The sequence below is a fragment of the Synechococcus sp. SynAce01 genome, assembly GCF_001885215.1.
Taxonomy (GTDB): Bacteria; Cyanobacteriota; Cyanobacteriia; order PCC-6307; family Cyanobiaceae; genus Regnicoccus; species Regnicoccus frigidus.
Map to the genome: position 1 here is coordinate 632,944 of NZ_CP018091.1, position 18,599 is coordinate 651,542.

Annotated in this window: 22 protein-coding genes and 1 pseudogene; 3 read left to right on the forward strand and 20 right to left on the reverse strand. The window is 66.2% G+C overall.

Going from position 1 to position 18,599, the window contains the following annotated elements:
• Window positions 1–15 precede the first annotated feature (15 nt).
• From BM449_RS03325 to BM449_RS03345, 5 genes are all read right to left on the reverse strand, one after another.
• On the reverse strand, window positions 16–240 hold the full coding sequence (locus BM449_RS03325) for a hypothetical protein (protein ID WP_071800050.1): 225 nt from the start codon (window positions 238–240) through the stop codon (window positions 16–18).
• Entirely contained in the window at window positions 237–1,022 is a 786-nt protein-coding gene (locus BM449_RS03330) for an alpha/beta hydrolase (RefSeq protein WP_233831024.1), read from the reverse strand. The genes BM449_RS03325 and BM449_RS03330 overlap by 4 nt, the downstream gene beginning before the upstream one ends.
• A gap of 76 nt (window positions 1,023–1,098) precedes the next feature.
• A complete protein-coding gene (locus BM449_RS03335) occupies window positions 1,099–1,800 on the reverse strand; it encodes a lysophospholipid acyltransferase family protein (protein WP_233831026.1) in 702 nt (233 codons plus the stop codon).
• Window positions 1,801–2,173: 373 nt separating this feature from the next.
• On the reverse strand, window positions 2,174–2,698 hold the full coding sequence (locus BM449_RS03340) for a hypothetical protein (RefSeq protein WP_071800052.1): 525 nt from the start codon (window positions 2,696–2,698) through the stop codon (window positions 2,174–2,176).
• A 64-nt stretch (window positions 2,699–2,762) separates the two neighbouring features.
• Entirely contained in the window at window positions 2,763–3,932 is a 1,170-nt protein-coding gene (locus tag BM449_RS03345; protein ID WP_233831030.1) for an MFS transporter, read from the reverse strand.
• A gap of 35 nt (window positions 3,933–3,967) precedes the next feature.
• On the opposite strand from BM449_RS03345, the gene BM449_RS03350 reads away from it, so the two are divergent.
• A complete protein-coding gene (locus tag BM449_RS03350; RefSeq protein ID WP_233831034.1) occupies window positions 3,968–5,545 on the forward strand; it encodes an alpha/beta fold hydrolase in 1,578 nt (525 codons plus the stop codon).
• Here BM449_RS03350 and BM449_RS03355 read toward each other — a convergent pair.
• From BM449_RS03355 to BM449_RS03380, 6 genes are all read right to left on the reverse strand, one after another.
• Complete coding sequence (locus tag BM449_RS03355) at window positions 5,535–6,554, reverse strand: ABC transporter permease (protein ID WP_071800053.1); 1,020 nt, start codon at window positions 6,552–6,554, stop codon at window positions 5,535–5,537. The two genes, BM449_RS03350 and BM449_RS03355, sit on opposite strands and share 11 nt — an antisense overlap.
• Window positions 6,551–8,071: an ABC transporter substrate-binding protein gene (locus BM449_RS03360; RefSeq protein ID WP_071801930.1), complete on the reverse strand. Its 1,521-nt coding sequence runs from the start codon at window positions 8,069–8,071 to the stop codon at window positions 6,551–6,553. Before BM449_RS03360 ends, BM449_RS03355 begins: the two co-directional genes overlap by 4 nt.
• 98 nt (window positions 8,072–8,169) lie before the next feature.
• A complete protein-coding gene (locus tag BM449_RS03365; RefSeq protein ID WP_071800054.1) occupies window positions 8,170–8,421 on the reverse strand; it encodes a hypothetical protein in 252 nt (83 codons plus the stop codon).
• Window positions 8,422–8,596: 175 nt separating this feature from the next.
• Window positions 8,597–9,901 carry a homoserine dehydrogenase gene (locus tag BM449_RS03370; protein WP_071800055.1) on the reverse strand — a complete coding sequence of 435 codons (1,305 nt, stop codon included), beginning with the start codon at window positions 9,899–9,901 and terminating at the stop codon, window positions 8,597–8,599.
• A gap of 27 nt (window positions 9,902–9,928) precedes the next feature.
• A complete protein-coding gene (locus BM449_RS03375) occupies window positions 9,929–10,354 on the reverse strand; it encodes a SufE family protein (protein WP_071800056.1) in 426 nt (141 codons plus the stop codon).
• Window positions 10,354–10,872, reverse strand: coding sequence for a hypothetical protein (locus BM449_RS03380; protein ID WP_071800057.1), 519 nt, complete (start codon window positions 10,870–10,872; stop codon window positions 10,354–10,356). Before BM449_RS03380 ends, BM449_RS03375 begins: the two co-directional genes overlap by 1 nt.
• Window positions 10,873–11,017: 145 nt before the next feature.
• Between BM449_RS03380 and BM449_RS14910 the strand changes: the two genes are divergently transcribed.
• Complete coding sequence (locus BM449_RS14910) at window positions 11,018–11,182, forward strand: hypothetical protein (RefSeq protein WP_162922838.1); 165 nt, start codon at window positions 11,018–11,020, stop codon at window positions 11,180–11,182.
• A gap of 75 nt (window positions 11,183–11,257) precedes the next feature.
• On the opposite strand, the gene BM449_RS03390 is transcribed toward BM449_RS14910, so the two are convergent.
• The 7 genes from BM449_RS03390 to BM449_RS03420 form a co-directional block, all read right to left on the reverse strand.
• A complete protein-coding gene (locus BM449_RS03390; protein ID WP_233831036.1) occupies window positions 11,258–11,914 on the reverse strand; it encodes a 5-formyltetrahydrofolate cyclo-ligase in 657 nt (218 codons plus the stop codon).
• Window positions 11,911–12,372, reverse strand: coding sequence for a crossover junction endodeoxyribonuclease RuvC (ruvC, locus tag BM449_RS03395; protein WP_071800059.1), 462 nt, complete (start codon window positions 12,370–12,372; stop codon window positions 11,911–11,913). Before ruvC ends, BM449_RS03390 begins: the two co-directional genes overlap by 4 nt.
• A gap of 6 nt (window positions 12,373–12,378) precedes the next feature.
• Window positions 12,379–13,467, reverse strand: a complete 1,089-nt coding sequence (gene bchI, locus BM449_RS03400) for a magnesium chelatase ATPase subunit I (RefSeq protein WP_071800060.1) — start codon at window positions 13,465–13,467, stop codon at window positions 12,379–12,381.
• Window positions 13,464–14,933: a DUF3370 domain-containing protein gene (locus BM449_RS03405; RefSeq protein ID WP_071800061.1), complete on the reverse strand. Its 1,470-nt coding sequence runs from the start codon at window positions 14,931–14,933 to the stop codon at window positions 13,464–13,466. The genes bchI and BM449_RS03405 overlap by 4 nt, the downstream gene beginning before the upstream one ends.
• A gap of 23 nt (window positions 14,934–14,956) precedes the next feature.
• The gene (locus BM449_RS03410; RefSeq protein ID WP_233831235.1) at window positions 14,957–15,988 is read right to left on the reverse strand and encodes a serine hydrolase; all 1,032 of its coding nucleotides are present in this window, start codon (window positions 15,986–15,988) and stop codon (window positions 14,957–14,959) included.
• A 90-nt stretch (window positions 15,989–16,078) separates the two neighbouring features.
• Window positions 16,079–16,840 (reverse strand): RNA methyltransferase, encoded by a 762-nt coding sequence (locus BM449_RS03415; RefSeq protein ID WP_071800063.1) that lies wholly within the window; start codon window positions 16,838–16,840, stop codon window positions 16,079–16,081.
• Complete coding sequence (locus tag BM449_RS03420; protein ID WP_071800064.1) at window positions 16,827–17,159, reverse strand: cytochrome c; 333 nt, start codon at window positions 17,157–17,159, stop codon at window positions 16,827–16,829. Before BM449_RS03420 ends, BM449_RS03415 begins: the two co-directional genes overlap by 14 nt.
• 131 nt (window positions 17,160–17,290) lie before the next feature.
• Here BM449_RS03420 and petG point away from each other — a divergent pair, with 131 nt between their 5' ends.
• Window positions 17,291–17,401, forward strand: a complete 111-nt coding sequence (gene petG / locus BM449_RS15315) for a cytochrome b6-f complex subunit PetG (RefSeq protein ID WP_071800065.1) — start codon at window positions 17,291–17,293, stop codon at window positions 17,399–17,401.
• Between the two features lie 10 nt (window positions 17,402–17,411).
• Here petG and BM449_RS03430 read toward each other — a convergent pair.
• Together BM449_RS03430 and hisH are read right to left on the reverse strand one after the other, a co-directional pair.
• Window positions 17,412–17,960 (reverse strand): annotated as a pseudogene (locus BM449_RS03430) (RsmD family RNA methyltransferase); the annotation flags it as partial.
• Entirely contained in the window at window positions 17,957–18,598 is a 642-nt protein-coding gene (gene hisH / locus BM449_RS03435) for an imidazole glycerol phosphate synthase subunit HisH (RefSeq protein ID WP_071800067.1), read from the reverse strand. The pseudogene BM449_RS03430 and the gene hisH, both read right to left, overlap by 4 nt.
• Window position 18,599 lies beyond the last annotated feature (1 nt).

Genomic DNA, 18,599 nt, shown 5'->3' on the forward strand with positions numbered 1-18,599 from the left:
AAGCGCGATCGGCAGCTAGCCGCCACCGATCTGTCTGTAGCGAATGAGACTGGATTGTTTCGTGACAAGGCGCGGGGGCTGCCCTTCTTCGCCCTGGAACCGCCCGTTGCGTGGATCTGCGGTGATGAGCCTGACCTCCAATTGTTCCGCCAGTGAAACGGAAAGAGCATCATAGGCAGAGAGATTGGCGCGCAAGTCCCAGTTTTGAGCGGTGCCCATCGCCAGCCATGCGTTGATCATGCCGTCACACGACTGCGCGCCGATAGATTTGGAGAGGTGAGCTGAAAATCATTTCTATCCACGCAGAAGTTATGTGGTTTCAGAATATGGCTGAATCTGTTCTCTTTTTCCAGCAAAAAAGCATGTCCACTGCCCGGCAGCAGCACGGTTTGGGAATTCGGCAGATAACGGCCTAATCTGGCCGCCTCTTCTACGGAAGGGAGGAGCCGATCCGCTCTTGACGCCAAAACCAGAACAGGCTGCTCAATACGCTCAAGAGGCAGTGCCTCTAAATTGAATTGACTGAGAAGAGACAACCGCCAAGCAGCACTGGGAGGGCTTACTGATTGCATGGCTGCCAACAAATTCCGTTGGCTAAGGATGGAGACTTTTTGTGGCGCAATCAGAAAAGGAAGCAGGCCCAGGCTAGAGAGGCGATAAAGCGAACTTGGCAATCGCTGACTGACTGAAGCGCCCCAAGCGATCCAGGGCTGGCGGCTTGCCGAAGAAGCAGGATTGATTAAGATCAGACGATCACATAGGCGCGGAAAATGTGCAGCCAGTTTCAAGGCCAAACAACCGCCAAAAGATTCGCCGCAAAGATAGAGGGGACGCGAGGGAGACCGTTTCTTTTCCCTGCTGATCAAATTGGCTATCTGCTGGATCAAGCCGTCCCACCCCGTTAGATCGTCTGCGGGGATCGACAAACATCGAATATCAAAGGCAGCTTTCAATCCCGCCAACTGGGGACGCAACAATTCAGCGCTACCGTCCATCCCTGGCAGAAAGACAAACAGGGGCAAGCTCGGATCAGTGGCTTGGGACGTTAACAGTCGTAGGGCTTTGGTCTTGATTGACATGCGTTACGGGGATGGATGATTAACAGCGCTGATGCAGCAACCCGCCAATCTGCTCCCAGCACGCCTGGGTTAACTCTTTAGCCAGCGAACCACCATGTCTGCCGCGATAGTGCTGCCGTAGAGCCTCATTGATAGCAACAGGATAGCCAAAGAGAAGCTGAACGCGGCGATAGACGATCGCGGAATGCCAGCCTCCACAGTTGAACAGGGGTTCTGTGGGATCAAACAAGCTGAAAAGCTTGAGCGGTGCGAGGTTATGCCTTTCTTCTTCGGTTGAAACGATTGCAACCGGCAGGATGGCCAAATCCTGAACCGGCGCCCTCAAGGCCAGATGGGCAAAACCGCGCTGGAATGGGCTGAGCTGGTTGGCCGCTTTGACCTGAACCATCGGCTGGGCGCCCTCGGGAAAAACCCCAACAACCTGCCTTGATTGCAGCAATTCAACGGACTGCTGGAAGAACTGCGTTTGCCTTTTGCGAGGCGCGTCAAGAGGGAAAGCTCCCATCGCCGAGACCATCTCTCGCAAGACGGGTACCCGACTCATGTAGTAGTGACAGGCAAACCGCACGGGACGATTCATGGCTGCCATCAATAAAGGAGCATCAAGCAAACTGCGATGGTTGCTGACAACCAAAATCCTGCCATGAGCTGGAATTCGCTCGTCGTGGTGCTGCGATACCCGCGTACCAACAGCACCGAGCAACCTCCTGGAAAGGTGCAAGGGAGCATCCGGGCCCATCCCCGCTGTCAAGCCGCCAAGTCTCATTGGCGCATGGTTCTGTTGTTACAACTCAAGGCTGGCACAGCAAGGTCCCCAATTTTTGAATTGAATTTCAGCACGATTCAATCATTACCCCCGATTGTTTGCACCTGCACATGGCCGAATGACAGGCGTTTAAAATACAATCGACTGCAACACGATTAATCACAGCATAAACGATCGCGACATAAGCGATTGCAGCCCTTGGTGATTTACGGATTCGCCTGTATCACTCCCTCTATCCTAAGGCGGCAGCATTGGAAGCGCTGGTTGATCCTGGAAAGGATTGTCTGGTTGCCGCCACCAAGCCGGCCACAGTGATTCTGTTCTGCACTCAGGTCTGGGCTCCCGCAACCCGCTTCCATGGGGTACGGCCCCAGGGCTTGAGAAACGAGATGAACACCACAGCCACCTGCAGCAGCACCTGGAGGCCAGTGGCCACCAGCCCTTGGAACCAGGTCGTCCAGTAGATCGAATCCGCAGGTATGGCTGGTGCGTTGAGCCCTTCGAGGTAGGCCGCGTTGCTGTTGAGCCACGGCTCCAACGCCACGGTGCCGAACACGATGAACGACACCGTGAGCAGACCCTTGATCACAACCCACCAGTGTTTGAAATAGCCCCAGGGCGTCACGGCGCAGAGCAGCAGACCTGTGAGCAGGCTCAGCGAGGCACAGGGGATGAGCACGACGTCATCGATGAACTTGGAGAGATCGGCGATCACCACCTGTGCGGCAAAGGCGCGCTGGACCTGGCCGAGCTGCAACAGCACCAGCAGGGCTGCCGTCACGGCCCAGGTCAGGGAGATCACCACATGGGTGGAGATGATCCAAAACCGACCGGTGACAGACACGGGGCTCAAGACAGGCTCTTTCAGACAGTCGCCAGCAAGCTACCCGTGCTGTGGAGGGAACCCCGCGACGCCTTCAGCGCCGGGGATGGGGGTGGAAGCGCCCCAACTGCCCCACCAGCAGCAGACCCAGCAGGCAGAGGAGCATCATCAGCAGCCAGAGCCCAGCGCCATGGCCCTGGGAATCGAGCAGCCAGCCCCCGAACAGGGGCGCCACCAGGGCACTGATCGCGAAGCACTGCGAGAACAGAGCCATCGCCATGCCGTGGTGGACAACCGGCGTCACCTCCACCACCGCTTCGCTGGCGGTGGGCAGGAAGGCCGCCTCAGCGGCCGCGAGGGGAACCTGGGCGGCGATCAGCACGCCCGTGCTGTGCCAGCCCAGGCTGGAGAGGGCCAGCAAGCCATTGCCGAAGGCGAATCCCACCAGGCTCAGCCCGAGCCCGAACGCCACCGGCAGCCCGGCCAGCCAGCGACCCAGGGGCCACTGCAGCAACAACAGCAAGCTGAGCTGCAGGCCCATCAACAGGGCACCGGTGCTGCTGGGCAGGGGCGCACGACCAAGGCCGCCACGCACCAGATCGAGCGGCAGGGCGCTCTGCAGCAGAACCGCCATGCCGGTGATCAGCACGGTGATCCCCAGCAGCGGCAGCAGCGGCACCACCCAGTGTTTCCAGCCGATTCGCCGTTCACCGGCGGGCCTTGCTGCCGCGGATGGCAACGGATAACGGAGCAACAAGGTAATCAGCACCACCATGCAGACCGCGTCCACCAGGTAGATGCCGCGCAGCCGCTCGCCACTGGCCAGCAGGGCACCGAGCAGCACCCCTGAGGCGATCCCCAGGGCATCAGCGGTGCGCACCAGGGCATAAGCGCGGCTCGATGGCAGGGGCGGGCAGCTCAGGGGCACGGCCAGCTCGATGGCGGGCCAGTAGATGCCCAAAGACATCCCCAGCAGCATCTGGCCGACCACGAAGGCGCCGAGCCCGGTGGCGGTCAACAGACGGGCGTCGGCCAGCAAGGACAACAACGCCGCCAGCAGCACCGGCTTGGTGGTGTTCAGACCCCGGTCGATCAACAGGCCACTCAGCAGCCGGCCCAGGGTTCCCGCCGCTGCCGACGCCGCCAGACCCAGGCCCACGGCCGTGGCGCTGAAGGCCTCCTGGTGAAACACCACGGGGGTGAGATAGAGCACGCCGCCGGCCCCGAAGCTGGCCACCAGGCGAATCACACTCAGTTCGCGCAACGGCGCGGGAAACTGGAGAAACCAGCTGGGCCGGCTTGCTCCTGTTCGAGGTTGTGTCAAACCGCTGCCGATGGCTGCCCGTCCTGCTTACCAGTGTGCTCGTGGGGGTGGGCAGCCCGGCGATGGCCAGCGCCCAGCTCAACGTGCGGATCGATGGCTTCACCCTGCCGATCGACCTGCGCCAGCTGCAGGCCTGGAGTCAGGATCCCCGCCGCATCCGCACCGAACTGGGGGTGTGGCTCGAACTGCTCGATGACCGCAGTCGCCGCGACCTCGTCACCCTGCTGCGCACCCCCCTGCTGCCAGACCGTGGCCTCGCCCTGCAGCTTCTGCAGAGCTGGGCCGGCGGCCAGGTGCTCGATGAACTCGGCGAACTGCTGCAGACCGATCAGCCCGGCAGCGGCGCCCTGCTGCTGAAGACCCTGCGCGACCTGCTGCAGAAGCCCGAGCCGGTCACGGTGGTGGATGTGCTTCAGGCGGTACCGACCCAGCAGCTGACCCTGGACCTCGATGGCGTCCTGGCCTTGGGCGCCGGCTGGCGCAGGCAACTGGAGCAGGAGACGAAGGCCCTGGCGCAGCTGCGGCAGCTGCCGTTGCCGGTTATTCAGGGGGCCACGGCACCGATGCGGTTATCGGCCCTGCAGCGCCCAACACGCCCCCGGGCCATCAACCTGGCCGTGGCCCACCGCCGTGAACCGTTGCCGCTGGAGATCTGGGGGGCCAGCCCATCAAGCCAGCGTTCCTGGGTGCTGTTGATGCATGGTCTGGGCGGCAGCGCCGCCCAATTGCGCTGGATGGCCGAAGGGTTGTCACAGCGCGGCTGGCCGGTGCTGCTGATGGAGCACCCCGGCAGTGATGAATCAGCGGTGCGGGAGCTACTCGATGGCCTGCGGCCGCCCCCGGGCGCTGAAACCATCCCGGATCGACTCGCGGATGTTCAGGCGGTGCTGGCCGCCGAAGCCAAGGGGACCGTGCCGGAGCTGGGCGAATCGGTCGTGCTGATGGGCCATTCCCTCGGTGGCCTGACCGCGCTGATGGCGGCAGGACAACGGCCAGCGGCGGGCCTGGAGCAGCGCTGCGAACGGGCCCTCAAGGGTCTTCCCCTGATCAATCTCTCCAGGCTGCTGCAATGCCAGCTGGCCCAGGTCCCCCTGCCGCCACCCCGGCGTCCCGCCAACCTGGCGGCGGTGGTGAGCATTAACGGTTTCGGCAGCCTGCTCTGGCCGGACCGGAGCCTGGAGTCCCTGAAGGTGCCGGTGTTGATGGTCGGCGGCAGCCTCGATCTGGTGACGCCGCCGGTGAGCGAACAGCTCGGGCCGTTCCTGCAGCAGAGCGATCCCCGCAGCCGCCTGGTGGTGGTGGAAGGGGCCAGTCACTTCTCACCGGTGCGGATCGAAACAACCGACGACGCCTTGCTCCGCCTCGGTGATCGCCTGGTGGGTGAGGAACCCTTCAAGGTTCAGGAGCTGTTGCTCAGCCTCAGCGCCGACTTTCTGTTCGCCCTGGAGACCGACAACAGCGTGCCGGTGCAGCGCCGTTTTCAGGAGGGCATCGGCTCCTACGTTCTCGACCAGCGCAGCGCCGAGCTCTGGCGCCGGCGACTCAGAAACTGATGCGGGGATCGAGCACGGCCACCAGCAGATCCACCGTGACGCTCACCAGCACCACCAGCCCGGCCACCACCACGACGATCCCCTGAACCAAGGGGTAATCCCGCTGGCCGATCGCCTCCTGTAGGCGGAAAGCGATGCCTGGCCAGGAGTAGGTGACCTCAATCAACAGCGCCCCGCCGATCAGGGAGGCCACGGTGATGCCGGTGATCGTGAGCACCGGCAACAGGGCATTGGGCAGGGCGTGGCGCAGCACCACCCGCGTTTCACTGAGGCCGCGGCTGCGGGCCGCTTCGACGTAATCGGAACGCAGCGCCCGCCGCAGGTTGAGGCGCAGGGCGTTGTCGAAGATGCCGCTGAGCAACACCCCGAGCGTGGCTGCGGGCAGCACCAAATGGCGGACGCTGCCGCTGAACTGCTGCCAATTGCCCGCCCGCAGGCTGTCGAGGAGGTAGAAACCCGAGCCGGTGGGCACCACCAGGCTGGCCGGGAAGCGGCCTCCCACGGGCAACCAGCCCAGCCAGACGGCAAACACCAATTGCACCACCATCGCCGCCCAGAACGGCGGCAGGGCATAGGTGCCGATTCCATAGAGGCGGCCGGCCAGATCCAGCTTTCCCTCCGGCCGGGCAATGCCGCTGAAGCCCACCGCCAGGCCCAGTACCGCCGCCAGCAGCAGGGCACAGACCCCCAGTTCCAGGCTGGCCGGCAGGCTCTTGGCGATCACTTCAACCACGGGCGTCTGATTGGTGAGCGAGGCACCCAGATCGCCCCGGAGCAGGCCAAGCAGAAACTGGCCGTACTGGGCGATCAGGGGCTGGTTGAGGCCGAGCTGCTCGCGCAGGGCCTCCCGGGCCGCTTCCGGTGCCCGCATCCCCAGCAGGGCATCGATCGGATCACCAGGCGCCAGCCGCAGCAACAGGAACACCAGGGTGGCAATCAGCCAGAGCATCACCGGCGCCAGCAGCACCCGGCTGGCCAGATAACGCAGCAGATGGCGACGACGGCTCATGTCCCGGCCTCGATCTGCAGGAGGCTGAAGACCACCCGCCCGGATCCATCGAACACCGGCGTGCTCAGGCGGGTCTGGGCCCAGGCCCGGGGTGACACCAGCCAGACCGGGATGTAGGGCGAGGCCTGCGCAGTTTCACGCTGAATCTGGCGCAGCAGGGCGATCCGCTCGGCCCCCTGCAGGCTTTCGCTGCGGCGCAGGTCGGCGGCCATCCCGGGGCGGGTCCAGAAACTGCCGCTGGCGGCACTGGCCCCCTTGAGGCAGCGCTGGCCTTCGCTCTCCTCGCAGCCAAGCAGGGGGATCAGATAGTTGTCGGCGTCGGGGAAATCGCCCATCCATTCCAGCAGGATCGAGGCAAAGGCCCCTTCACCGAGCTGGCGGTAGGCGGTGGTCGACTCCATGCTCTCGATCTCCAGGGTCACGCAGTCGCCCAGGTCACGCTGCAGCTGGCCCTGCCAGGTGAGGGCGAAGAGCCTGTCTGAGGGGATGTTGGAGCGGAAGGTGAGAGGCAGGTTGAGGCGCTTGCCATCACAAAACCCCGCCTGGCGAAACAAGGCCCGGGCCTGCGCCGGATCAAAGCTTGGCCAGGTCTCGGGATCGGAACCCGGCAGGCTGGGCGGGATCAACTGCCGCAGCGGCGCCTGCAGGCCGTGGCTGACGCGCTCGCTGATCAAGCGGCGATCGACGCTGAGGGCCAGGGCGCGGCGCACCAGCGGATTATCCAGGGGCGGCTGGTCGCTGAGCAAGGTGAGATAGCTGATCTGCAGGGCCGGACCCACCCCCTCATGCAGGCGGCCTTCGGCGGCCGAGCGATGCAGGGAGCGCTGCTGGTCGCCCTCAAGGCTGGTGGAGAGCAGCACATCCACTTCGCCGCTGCGCATGGCGCCATACAGGGCCGTCGAGTTGCTGAGGTTGACCATGTCGATGCCGCCATTGGCGGGAGCTGGCCCCCAGTAGTTGTCGAAGGGCTTGAGCCGCTGCTGCTGGTCGTTGAAGAAGGTGAGCTGGTAGGGGCCGGTGCCCACGAAGCGCCCATTGAGGAAGCTCCTGCTGTGGTCGCGATAGGCCGTTGGCGACAACGGTGTGAGGCTGACGGCGCTGAGCAGCTCGGGCAGGGCCGTGAATGGACGGCGCAGCCGCAGTTCCAGTTCATAGGGACCGCTGGCGCGCACCGAGGCAATCCGATCGCCGAGCAGATAACTGAGCTTGCCGATCGCCAGGAAGCGCTCAAGGCTGAAGACCATCGCATCGGCATCGAAGCGGGTGCCGTCGTGGAACAGAACCCCCTGGCGCAGGGGCACCCAGGCGGTCAGCCGGTCGGTGCTCATCCGGGGCAGGGCCGTGGCCAGACGCGGCTCCAAGCGGCCATCAGCAGCGATGGCGTAGAGCGGATCGCCGAGGGCGCTCAGCAATTGCATCGCCCCAAAACTGAAGGTCGCCGCAGGATCGACCGAATCAATCCGGCTGCGACCCGCCACCACAAGCCGGCCTTCCGGGCGGCTGGGCTGACAGGCCATCAGGACAGGGAGGAGGGCACTGACCAGGCAGAACCCGATCAGGCGCTTCAGAACAGGCAAGCCGACGACGACGAACCCCGGGAATCAGTGCAGGCCATTCAAGACCGTGACTGACACGTCTGGGGGTGGAGCTGGTGGAGGTCAAGCACCTGGCTGAGTGAGACCTCAAAGACCGGAGAGCCATGCCGTGCCAGGGGCCAATGGCGAACCCAGCAGCGCTGATGGGTCAGATCCACGGAGATCACCTGGTACACGGGTTCATCGCTGCCTGAACGGCTGGAGAGGCTGCTGGCTTGATGGCTGGCCTGGCCTGGGGCCAGGTGAATGCGGTCACCCTGCTGAAGAGTCATGGAACGGAAGCGGAGAACCGGAAGGATCGGGGAGGCAGAAGAAACGGAATGAACTGGGCCAAGGGTTCCGCGCCGAAACAGGTTCTGACGTTCGGCATGAACAGCCTTGCGGGGCGGTCAGGGGATGCCGACGATTGGAACGCCTGGAGCGGCAGGCTTGCCGCCGAAGCTGAGCTCAGAGCGTGCGCAGGCAGGCGGCCACGCTGCGTACATCGGGAAGGGCGGCAATGGCGGCGAGGGCAGTCCGGAAACGGGCTTCGGGCACCTCATGGGTGATCACCACGATTTCGGCCCTGCCCGCCGCCGCCTCGAGCTGCACGATCGATTGGATCGAGACATCCTCAGCACCGAAGCAGCGCCCGATCAGGCCGATCACCCCCGCCTGATCGCTGGTCTGCAGCCGCAGATAGTTGCGGTGGCGGGTGGTGGCTGGATCGACCAGACGGCAGCGCCGCCAACGGCCAGCCGCCAGCAAAGGATCGAGCCCTCCCCCGACGCCACCCACCTTCTGGATGCCGGCGATGTTGAGGATGTCGGCGACCACGGCGGAGGCCGTGGGGCCAGCGCCGGCACCGGGTCCGTAGAACATCACCCGGCCGATCGGTTCGCCTTCCACCAGGATCGCGTTATTGACCCCATGCACCCCGGCCAGGGGGTGGTCCTTGGGGATCAAGGTGGGGTGGACACGCACATCCAGTTGCTCGCTGCCATCGGGATCGGTGCCGAGGCTTTCGGCCACCGCCAGCAGCTTCACGCAGTAGCCGAGCTGGGCGGCGTAGCGCACATCGCGAATCTCCAGGCCGCTGATCCCATCGGCAGGGATGGCGGCGCGATCCACAGCACCGCCGTAGGCAAGGCTGGCGAGGATGGCGATTTTGTCGGCCGCATCGCCCCCCTCCACATCGGCGGCAGGGTCGGCTTCGGCATACCCCAGCGCCTGGGCATCGGCCAGCACCGTGGCGTAGGCCGCCCCTTCGCTTTCCATCCGGCTGAGGATGTAGTTGGTGGTGCCGTTGATGATGCCGCTCACCCGGCGCAGCCGGTTCCCCCCCAACGACTGCTTCAGGGGTTCGATGATCGGGATGCCACCACCCACCGCCGCCTCGATCAACACATAGACGCCCCGCGCCGCTGCGGCCGCGGCGATCTCCTCGCCGTGGCGGGCGATCACCGCCTTGTTGGCGGTGACCACGGATTTACCGGCGGCGATCGCCATCAGAATCAGGCTGCGGGCGGGCTCGAGGCCGCCGATCACCTCCACGACAATGTCGACGGCGGGATCGTTGACCACCAGGGCCGGGTCGGTGGTGAACAGCTCGGCAGCCAGGGCGATCGGCCTGGAGCGCCCAAGATCGCGCACCGCCACCCGCTGCAGCTGGAGTTCAGCCACCAGCGGATGGCGACCAGCTGGGGTGGAGAGGATCTCGGCAACGCCGGCACCCACGGTGCCAAGACCAAGCAATCCGATGCCGATGGTCATGCCTGGATCGCCACGAAACCGCTGATCCTAGAAATCAGCCGGTTGGAGCGCCGCTGCCTGGGATTGCATCATCTTGAGGATGTTGAGGAAGCCGTTGGCCCGCGAGGGGGTGAGGCTGGCCTGCAGGCCGGTGTCGGTGAGGAAGGAGGGATCCAGGCCGCTGACCTGCGCGGGCGTGAGGCCCTCGAGCCCGGTCATCAGCAACGCCAGCAATCCCTTGGTGATCAGGGCGTCGGAATCCCCCTGCCAGTGGAGCCGGCCCTCCTGCAGCTGCCCCACCACAAACACCTGGGAGACGCAACCGCGCACCTTGAACGAGTCCTGACGGAACTCCTCGGGCAAGGGATCGAGCTTGCGGGCCAGCCAGAGCACGTATTCGTAACGCCGCTTCGGATCCTTGGTGTCACGCAGGCGATCAACGATCTGATCGAGAGCTTCGCTGCCGGTGGCCATCAGCGCCGTGAGCGGAAACGCCAGCCGGCCAAACCGGCGAGCAGCCAGCCGAGGCTGCCGATGCCACCGAGCAGCAGCACGGAGCCAAGGGCCGGCGAGGTCAGGGGGGAGCGGGCCGGCAAGGGGGTTTCACTGACCTGATCGAGCTGGATCCGGCCTCCCTGCACGGGCAGGTCCAGAAAATCGCGGTGGCCGGGGCCCCCATCCACTTCCAGCTCCCAGGTGCCATCGGCCTGGTCAGGGAGCTTGAAGGACAGCCGGCCCTCAGCATCGATCTGGCCCAGCTCAACAGACGTGCCACCACCGGGAGCCACCAGGCGCACGCCGGCGCCAACAACAGGCTCGCCATTGGAGAAGCGACTCTCCAGCACCAGGTCTTCGCGCAGGGATTGCAGCCGCTCCAGGCTGCTCTCGATGGCATGGGCTGTGGCCCGCTGCGGCAGGCCCACGCTCAGCAACAACGCCGTTGCTGCGGCCAGGGAAGGCCAGCGCCGCAGGGATGGGTGGAGATAAGTCATGGTGTTGGCGCCACGTCAAAGGGGTGACCTGACCACAAAACCCCGGACCGGGTTCAGCAGTTTCTGGGTCTGGAGGCCAAAGCTAAACGCTGTTCAAGATGCAGACCAGCGGCTGCCGGCCGATTGACCTTTGCCAGCCTGCACCATGCGCACCATCGAGCTCACCATCATCGAAAGCGCTTCGCTCGGCTGGGAGCGCTGGCCCAGCTCCGAGGCCATCACCCGTTCCGGCATCGAACCATTGCTCGCGGGCCGCGACCCAGCCCGAACAGCTGGGGAGGGCCGTTGGCCCGCTGGGGATGCGGAATGAAACGCTTGGGTGCTGAACGACGAATTCGCGGAAACGGTCAAAGCGGAGAAGGTCGCAGACCGTGATCCTGGCAAATCAGGCCCCGGCTGGCGACCCGTCGGCACAAGCCTCAACAGGTTGAAACCATTCCAGGCCCAGCTCGCTCAGCCAGCCATCGAAGGGCAGGTCCCAGGGATCGCGCGGCAGGGTCTCCACCTGGCAACCGCCTGGGGCCACGATCACCGCTGGAACGGCGCGCCAGGCCCGGTCGCTGCGCAGACGGTCGTACCAGCCGCCGCCCGAGCCGAGCCGGAAGCCACAGCCATCGAAGGCCAGGGCCGGCACCAGCAGCAGGGCCAGATCGCCTGGAGAGAGCTCCGCCCCCGGACATTCCGCCGGGGCCGGAATGCCGCAGGCGTCTGCCACCAGGGGCTGCTTGGGGTCCCAGGCCTCGTAGCGCAACACCCGCCCGGCCGCTCCAGCCCGGATAGCAGGCAGGGCGAGGCGGGCGGGCAGGGGCTCCGCCAGGCCGCGCAGATCGGCTTCACCGGCGAGGGGCCAGTAGAGCCCCAGCCGGGTATGTGGGGGCAGCAGCGGCGGCAGCTGGCGGATCGCCGCGGCCAGCAACGGCCCCTGGGCGGCCCCATGGAGAGCGAGGCGGCGCCTGCGCCAGTGGCGGCGCCAGGCCGGTTTTCCGGCCGAGAGCGGCGGGGGTGGCGGCAGCTCCGGGAATGGCGGCAGCCTGTCGCTCACCGCTGAAACCAACCGGTTAAGGCCACGGCCAGGGCATCGGCGGCATCATCCGGCCGCGGCGGCAGCTCCAGCGCCAGCTCCCGCATCACCGCTTCGAGCACCTCCTGCTTATCGGCATGGCCCGAGCCTGTGAGGGCCAGCTTGATCTGCATCGGCGGAAACTCCACCACCGGCACCCGCAGCCGGGCCAGGGTCATCATCACCACCCCCCGGGCCTGCACAACTGAAATGGTGGTGCTGGAGCGATAGAAAAAGAACTTCTCCACCGAGGCCAGCTGCGGACGCCAGCGCCGCACAATCCAGCGCAGATCCCGGGCGATCTCCACGAGCCGATCGCCCTCGGGCTGGCCGGCAGCGGTCTGGATCATGCCGCAGTCGACCAGGCTCTGGGGCGGACCGGTGTCGATCAGGCCGTAGCCCACCCGGGCCAGACCGGGATCGATGCCGAGGATCCGCATCCCATCTCAGCCGGCCAGGGCCAGCTGGAAAGCGCTGCGATCGCTGGGTTCGCCGCGCTCAAACACCTTGCAGAACATCTTGATCACCCGGTCACCGGAATCGATCTGCTCCAGGGGGTCCTTGCGCAGGCGGTGGCGCAGGCAGCAGGCCACCACCCGGGCGACGTCGTCGTCACTCACCTCGCTGCGCCCTTCGAAGGCGGCCAAGGCCCGCGACGCCCGGTTGATCACGATGTCACCGCGCAGGCCATCCACATCCAGTTCGCCGCAGACCGAGGAGATGCGAAGGCGCAGATCGTCATCGATCTGAACCGAAGGAAGCAAGTGCTGGGCCTGCACCGCCCGCTCCTGCAGGGCCTCCTGGCTGGCCAGATGGGTGCTGTTGAAGCCCTCGGGATCGGCGTCGAAGCTGGTGCGCTGATCCACCACCTGCACCCGCAGCTCGGCGTCGCGCACGGTGCGCACCTCCACGCTCATGCCGAAACGGTCGAGCAGCTGGGGGCGGAGTTCGCCCTCCTCGGGATTGCCGGAGCCGATCAGCACGAAGCGGGCGGGGTGACGCACCGACACCCCCTCGCGCTCCACCGTGTTCCAGCCCGAGGCGGCGGAATCCAGCAGCACATCCACGAGATGGTCGTCGAGGAGATTCACCTCATCGACGTAAAGCAGGCCGCGGTTCGCCTTGGCCAGCAGCCCCGGCTCAAACGCCCGGACCCCCTCACTGAGAGCTTTCTCGATGTCGATGGTGCCGCAGAGGCGATCTTCCGTGGCCCCCAGCGGCAGGTCCACCATCGGCACCTGGCGGGGCTCGATCGGCAGCGTCTCGCCGCTCTCCGCCCGAGCCCGCACTTCGGCGCTCTGGAGATCGGGGTCGGTCGGTGAGCTGTTGTAGGGGTCGCCGGCGACGACGTCGATCTCCGGCAGCAGGTCAGCCAGGGCCCGGATCGTGGTCGATTTGCCCGTGCCCCGGTCGCCCATGATCATCACCCCGCCGATGCGTGGATCGATCACGTTGAGCAGCAGGGCGAGCTTCATCTCCTCCTGACCGACGATGGCGGTGAAGGGGAACACCCTGCGTTGGCGCTTCAGACTCACGGGCGAGGGGCCGGCACGGAACCGGATTGTTTCACAGCTGGCGTTGCCGGCAGCAGTGTGAGCACCTGGGGTGGGGTGGCATCTGCCGGATAGATCAGCCGCACCCGCACCTGTCGCCGTTGGCCAGGATCCAGGCTGATCCGGCCCAGGGCCGGGCCCTGCTGGCCCTGGCGCTGCACCAGGTGGAACCAGCGCCGGCCGGCCCGGCGACCATCCGCACCATCGAGACCGCTCACCTCCACCGTGCCGCGGAACATCACCGCCCGGGCGGTCTCCACGTTGAAGCTCAGCCCGCCTTGCGGCTTGTCGCTCTTGCGCGGCGATTCGATCGCCAGATCGAGGGCCACGGGGCTGTCGGTGTCGTTGACCAGGGGGATCTGCAGGTCGTACTCGACGCCGTAGTTGCCATGGGCGGCCCAGGCCGTGCCTGGATAGAAGGCCTTGAGTTCCGCCGTCTGCACCTGACCGGTGCCGAGGCTGCCGCGCTCAAGCGAACTGATCGGCCAGGACACCGGCGCGCTGCGCACCGAGAGCTGGGGCTTGCAGGGCTCAGAAGCGCAGGGATCGCTGAGAGTTCCCCGCCAGCGGCTGCCCTGCTGCACCCCACTGACGCGGGAATAGATGATGCCGCCGGGTTTCCCCCGCGGGGTGGGGGTGTGCTCCTTGGCGCTGAGGCCACCGTTCAAAAGGCTCGCCCAGGTGGCGGCCGTTGGGGGCTGATCGCCACCGAGGGCCGCCAGGGTGGCGATCTGCAACGGCCCATCACTTTCCAGCCGCAGCTGGAGGTTGCGGCCGTTCAAGAGGGGATCGAGGCCTTTCACCGGAATCGGCAGCGCCACCAGGGTGGTGAGCTGGCCAGCCGGCAGCTGCCACTCAGGGGCCAGCAGGGGGCTGCGCCTGTTCTGGAGCAGCTCGGCGGCCACCCGGCTTCCCGGCCCCGAGAAGGCCGAGGTGCCGTCATGGGGGAGCAGGGCGGGCAGGGGCAGGAACGGGGCTGCCGGCTGGGCGGGATCGGTCGACTGGGACAGGGCTGTCGAGCCGCTGATCAGGCGCAGGCGCACCGGCTTGGCGCCGCTGGGGGCCGCCACCACCCCCAGCCAGAGGGTGGAATCGAGCGTTTCCGGTTTACCGGCGTAGACGTGGTGGCTGAACAGCTCGAAATGCCCCTCAATCGGGGTGTTCAGGTGGGCGGAGGGCACCGCGAACGGCTGGCCAGCCAGGCCGGCGCTGGCATCGAAGGTGGAGAGCAGGATTCCCGGCTCCACGATCAGCTCGGGGTTGTTGTCGTTGACAACCAGGAGCCTGTCGAGGCCGCCCGGCAGGGGCCGCACCTGCTGGCGGCGCAGCAAGGGGGCAGGAGGCGCCTGCTGGGCCAGCACGGCCTGGGCATGCACGGGCTGGGTGAGCAACGCCGGCCAAGCGGCCGGCAGCAAGGCGGAGAGAACGGGCAGCAAGACAGGGCGCATGACGGAAGGCAGAGCCGGGACAATCAACGGGGTTGGGGCGAGGGGCTGCTGCGGCCCACCAGGGTCTGGCTGGCGGCGGCGGCCATGGCCCGAATCAGGTCGGCGGATCGGGGGTCATTGAAGGGACCTTTGACCATGAAGGCGGCGACAGCGCGCTGGCCATTCGGCAATTCGATCAAGCCGGCATCGGAGTAGGCGATGCCGATGTCACCGGTCTTGTTGAGCACGGTGACACCTCTCGCCAGCAGCTCGCTGTCGGGATCGCTCGATTCCTTACCCAGGCCTTCCAGCAAGCCGAGAGGTAGCAGGGTGTTGGTTCTGGACGTGCCCATGATCGTGCGGAAGTGATCCCTGCCGCGGGGACTGAGCTTTTCGCCGGTATCCACCAGGGCGATCGAGCGGGCCAGGTCATGGGGGCTGGTGGTGTTGGTTCCCTCCAGGTCGGGCAACCAGTTGTTGACCACCGTGGCGCCCAGGCCCAGGGCCTGAAAGCGGGCGTTGAGGGCGAGCTTGCCGCCCAACCGCTTGATCAACAAGTTGGTGGCGGAATTGTCACTGACCCGGATCATTTCAGTGGCCGCTTCATAAAAGGGAAAGCGGGTGCCGATCGGCCGGCTGGCCATCCAACCGGCGCCGCCGCCCACCACCTCTTTGGTGAGCGGAAGCGGTTCGTTCCAGCGCAGCTTGCCTGCGTCGAGGTCTTCGAGGCCGGCCAGGAGGATCGGCGTCTTGATCGAACTGGCGGCCGGCAGCGGCAGCTCTGAATCGAGCTGGGCAAAGCGTCCGTCATCGAGCACCAGCAGGAAGGCGCCGGCCTTGAGATCCTTCTGGGCTGCAGCCAGGGCTTTCCAACGCTGGCTGAGGGCGACAAGTTCCTGCTTCTGCTCAAAGCGACCGTCAGGCAGGCCGGTCTGGGCAGCCGGCGACGTGCCGCCGGCAGCGGTCTTGGGTGTGGAGCCGATCGCCCCTTGGGCCAGCCGCGGGGCCAGTTGCTGCAACACCGTGCCCGTCAGCACACCGAGCCCAACTCCCAGCACCAGCAATCGAAGCACCAGGGCAATGGGCTGGAACCAGCCGGGAGAACCTGGGCGGGAAGAACGGCCCGAACGCACGTGGGGTCAGAACTCAAAAGGCTTGGCAGGACGTTAGGGCGTCTGGCCGCGGCTGGCCCAGCGCAACTGGCTCACCATCCCGCGCAACAGGGCCACCTCGTCACTGCCCACCTGGGCGCGCTGCAGCAGCGCCCTCAGCTTGGCCATGCGGGCGTGGGCGGTGTGGGGCAAGAGAAAACCCACTTCCAGCAGCAACGCTTCGGCATCGACCAGGGCGGCTTCGAGGCTGCCGCGGCTGGCTGGCTCCGGCAGCTGTTGGGGGCGGGCGGGCCCGCCGTGGCGCAGGGACTGCAGGATGACCGCCACCGCATGGGACAGGTTCATCGAGGGGTAGGCCGGATCGGTGGGGATCCGCAGGATGCGGCCGGCCTGGAGCAATTCATCGTTGCTGAGGCCGTGATCCTCGCGGCCGAACACCAGGGCGGCCCGTTCGCCGCTAGCCACGCCGGCCTGCAGCCAGGGCAGCAGATCAGCTGGAAGCCCCACCGGCACAGGCTCGGGTTCCAGCCTGCCGCTGGTGGCCACCACCCGATGACAATCGGCGATGGCCGCGGCCAGATCGGGATAAAGGGCGGCGCGCTCAAGCAGCGGTAGGGCATGCACCGCCATCCGCCGCGCTTCCTCAGCAAGCGGATCGCAGCGGGGCTGCACGAGCCTGAGTTCCTCGATCCCGAAGTTGGCGCAGAGCCGGGCCACACTGCCCACATTGAGGGGCCCTGCCGGCTCGACGAGCACCACCACCACTGCTTGGTCAGGCGCTTGGTCTGCCGGACCGTTCAGCTCACTCGAGGGCATGCAGATGGGCGATCAGATCGGCCATGGCCTGGGGATCGGGCTGGAAGCGGGGCATCGGCGGGGTGCGGCCACTGACCACCTGGCTGACCAGCTGCCGGTCGCTGCGGCGCTGGCTGACCCCCTGGAGGCTCGGACCCACCAGCCCCTGGCCGGCGATGCCGTGGCAGCCGGCGCAGTTCATCCGGAACAGGCGGCCCCCATTCTCGGTGGAGCCGGCGAGTTCCAGCGTCTGACGGGTATAGGGATCGCTGCGGGCTGCCGGCAGCACAACCAGGGAGAGAATCACGCAGGCACCGGCGGCTAGCAGCACCAGAGCCATGATCAGTCCCTGACGCGGTGCAGCCGTTGGCGTGGGGTCGGAGAGCTCGCCAGTCACAAATGTTTCACGCCTCTCAACAGCCTGCCTCAGCCATGAAACAATTGTGATCAACGACTCGAGCCATCCCTTCAATGATTGAACCCCTGCTCTGCGGCATCGTTCTTGGTCTGGTCCCGATCACGATTGCGGGCCTGTTCGTGGCGGCCTGGAATCAATACCGCCGTGGCAGCGCTCTGGGCTGAGCAGCATCAAGCTGGTGCTTCCGTAGCGCCTGAGGTCATCGATCCGCCAGCCGGGCAACTCGAAGGCCGGAGCTTTGCTTGCGCACTCCATCAACAGCCGTCCCTGCGGCGCCAACCAGCCGCCCGCGGCCAGGCTTTGGCAGATCTGCGGCTGCAGGCCCGAGGCATAGGGGGGATCCAGATAGATCAGGTCGAAGCACACTGTGCCGAGTTCGGAGCTCCTATGCTGCGAACCGATCGCCAGCCAGCCCGGCAACGTTCGGCAAAGCACGCGGACGTCAGGGGCGCCTTGGAGGCCAGAGCGCACGGCCGTGAGATTGGCTGAGGCGGTGGCCGTCATCCGCCGGTCCTGATCCACCGCCACCACCAACTCCGCTCCACGCTGAAGCGCTTCACAGCCGATCACGCCACTGCCGCAGCAGAGATCCAGCCAGCGGGCACCGGCCAGGTCAGCAGCCACCAGGTTCATCACCGCCAGCCGTACCCGCGCCGCCGTGGGCCGGGCCGTACTCCCCGGCGGGCTGAGCAGTTTGCGCCCGCCGCTGAGCCTGAGTGTCAAGGGTTCTGCTGCTCCACCCAGCGCAGCCAGCGGCCCAGCATCCTCTGCCCCACGGGGCCGGATTTCTCCGGGTGGAACTGGCAGGCCGCCAGATTGTCCTGCCAGACCGCTGCCGTCACCGCCCCTTCGCCAAAGACGACCGTGGCCGCAGCGCAGCCCGGTTCTTCGGGTGCGGCCGCATAGGAGTGGACGAAGTACACCCAGGCGGGCGCGCACTCAGACGGCAGCAAGGGGGTGGGACGGCTGGGGATCAATGGCGCCCAGCCCATGTGCGGAATCGGATGACCGGGGCTGGCCGGCAAGGCCCGCACCCGCCCTTTCAACAGCCCCAGCCCTTCGGCTTTGCCTTCGTCACTGCCCTCAAACAACAGTTGCAGGCCCAGGCAGATCCCAAGCAGGGGGCGGCCACTGCGGCTCCAGCGCTGGATTGGCTCCACCAGACCAGACTCCTGCAGGCAGTCCATGGCCGGATCGAAGGCTCCCACTCCAGGCAGGATCAAGGCATCGCAGCCACTGGCCGCTGCCCCTGACACCACAGGCACCAGCTCCACCCCCAGCCGCTCGATCGCCCGCGCCACGGAGTGCAGATTGCCCATCCCGTAGTCGATCAATCCGATCCGAAGCCTGGCGGGCAACATG

Excerpts from the sequence above, each read along its gene's own strand:
- BM449_RS03380 (WP_071800057.1), bottom strand. The coding sequence starts at position 10,872 with ATGACTTATCTCCACCCATCCCTGCGGCGCTGGCCTTCCCTGGCCGCA.
- hisH (WP_071800067.1), bottom strand. The coding sequence starts at position 18,598 with ATGTTGCCCGCCAGGCTTCGGATCGGATTGATCGACTACGGGATGGGC.
- BM449_RS03415 (WP_071800063.1), bottom strand. The coding sequence starts at position 16,840 with ATGCCCTCGAGTGAGCTGAACGGTCCGGCAGACCAAGCGCCTGACCAA.
- BM449_RS03365 (WP_071800054.1), bottom strand. The coding sequence starts at position 8,421 with ATGACTCTTCAGCAGGGTGACCGCATTCACCTGGCCCCAGGCCAGGCC.
- BM449_RS03420 (WP_071800064.1), bottom strand. The coding sequence starts at position 17,159 with ATGGCTCTGGTGCTGCTAGCCGCCGGTGCCTGCGTGATTCTCTCCCTG.
- BM449_RS14910 (WP_162922838.1), top strand. The coding sequence starts at position 11,018 with ATGCGCACCATCGAGCTCACCATCATCGAAAGCGCTTCGCTCGGCTGG.
- ruvC (WP_071800059.1), bottom strand. The coding sequence starts at position 12,372 with ATGCGGATCCTCGGCATCGATCCCGGTCTGGCCCGGGTGGGCTACGGC.
- BM449_RS03355 (WP_071800053.1), bottom strand. The coding sequence starts at position 6,554 with ATGAGCCGTCGTCGCCATCTGCTGCGTTATCTGGCCAGCCGGGTGCTG.
- BM449_RS03360 (WP_071801930.1), bottom strand. The coding sequence starts at position 8,071 with ATGGCCTGTCAGCCCAGCCGCCCGGAAGGCCGGCTTGTGGTGGCGGGT.
- BM449_RS03405 (WP_071800061.1), bottom strand. The coding sequence starts at position 14,933 with ATGCGCCCTGTCTTGCTGCCCGTTCTCTCCGCCTTGCTGCCGGCCGCT.
- BM449_RS03370 (WP_071800055.1), bottom strand. The coding sequence starts at position 9,901 with ATGACCATCGGCATCGGATTGCTTGGTCTTGGCACCGTGGGTGCCGGC.
- BM449_RS03375 (WP_071800056.1), bottom strand. The coding sequence starts at position 10,354 with ATGGCCACCGGCAGCGAAGCTCTCGATCAGATCGTTGATCGCCTGCGT.
- BM449_RS03325 (WP_071800050.1), bottom strand. The coding sequence starts at position 240 with ATGATCAACGCATGGCTGGCGATGGGCACCGCTCAAAACTGGGACTTG.
- petG (WP_071800065.1), top strand. The coding sequence starts at position 17,291 with ATGATTGAACCCCTGCTCTGCGGCATCGTTCTTGGTCTGGTCCCGATC.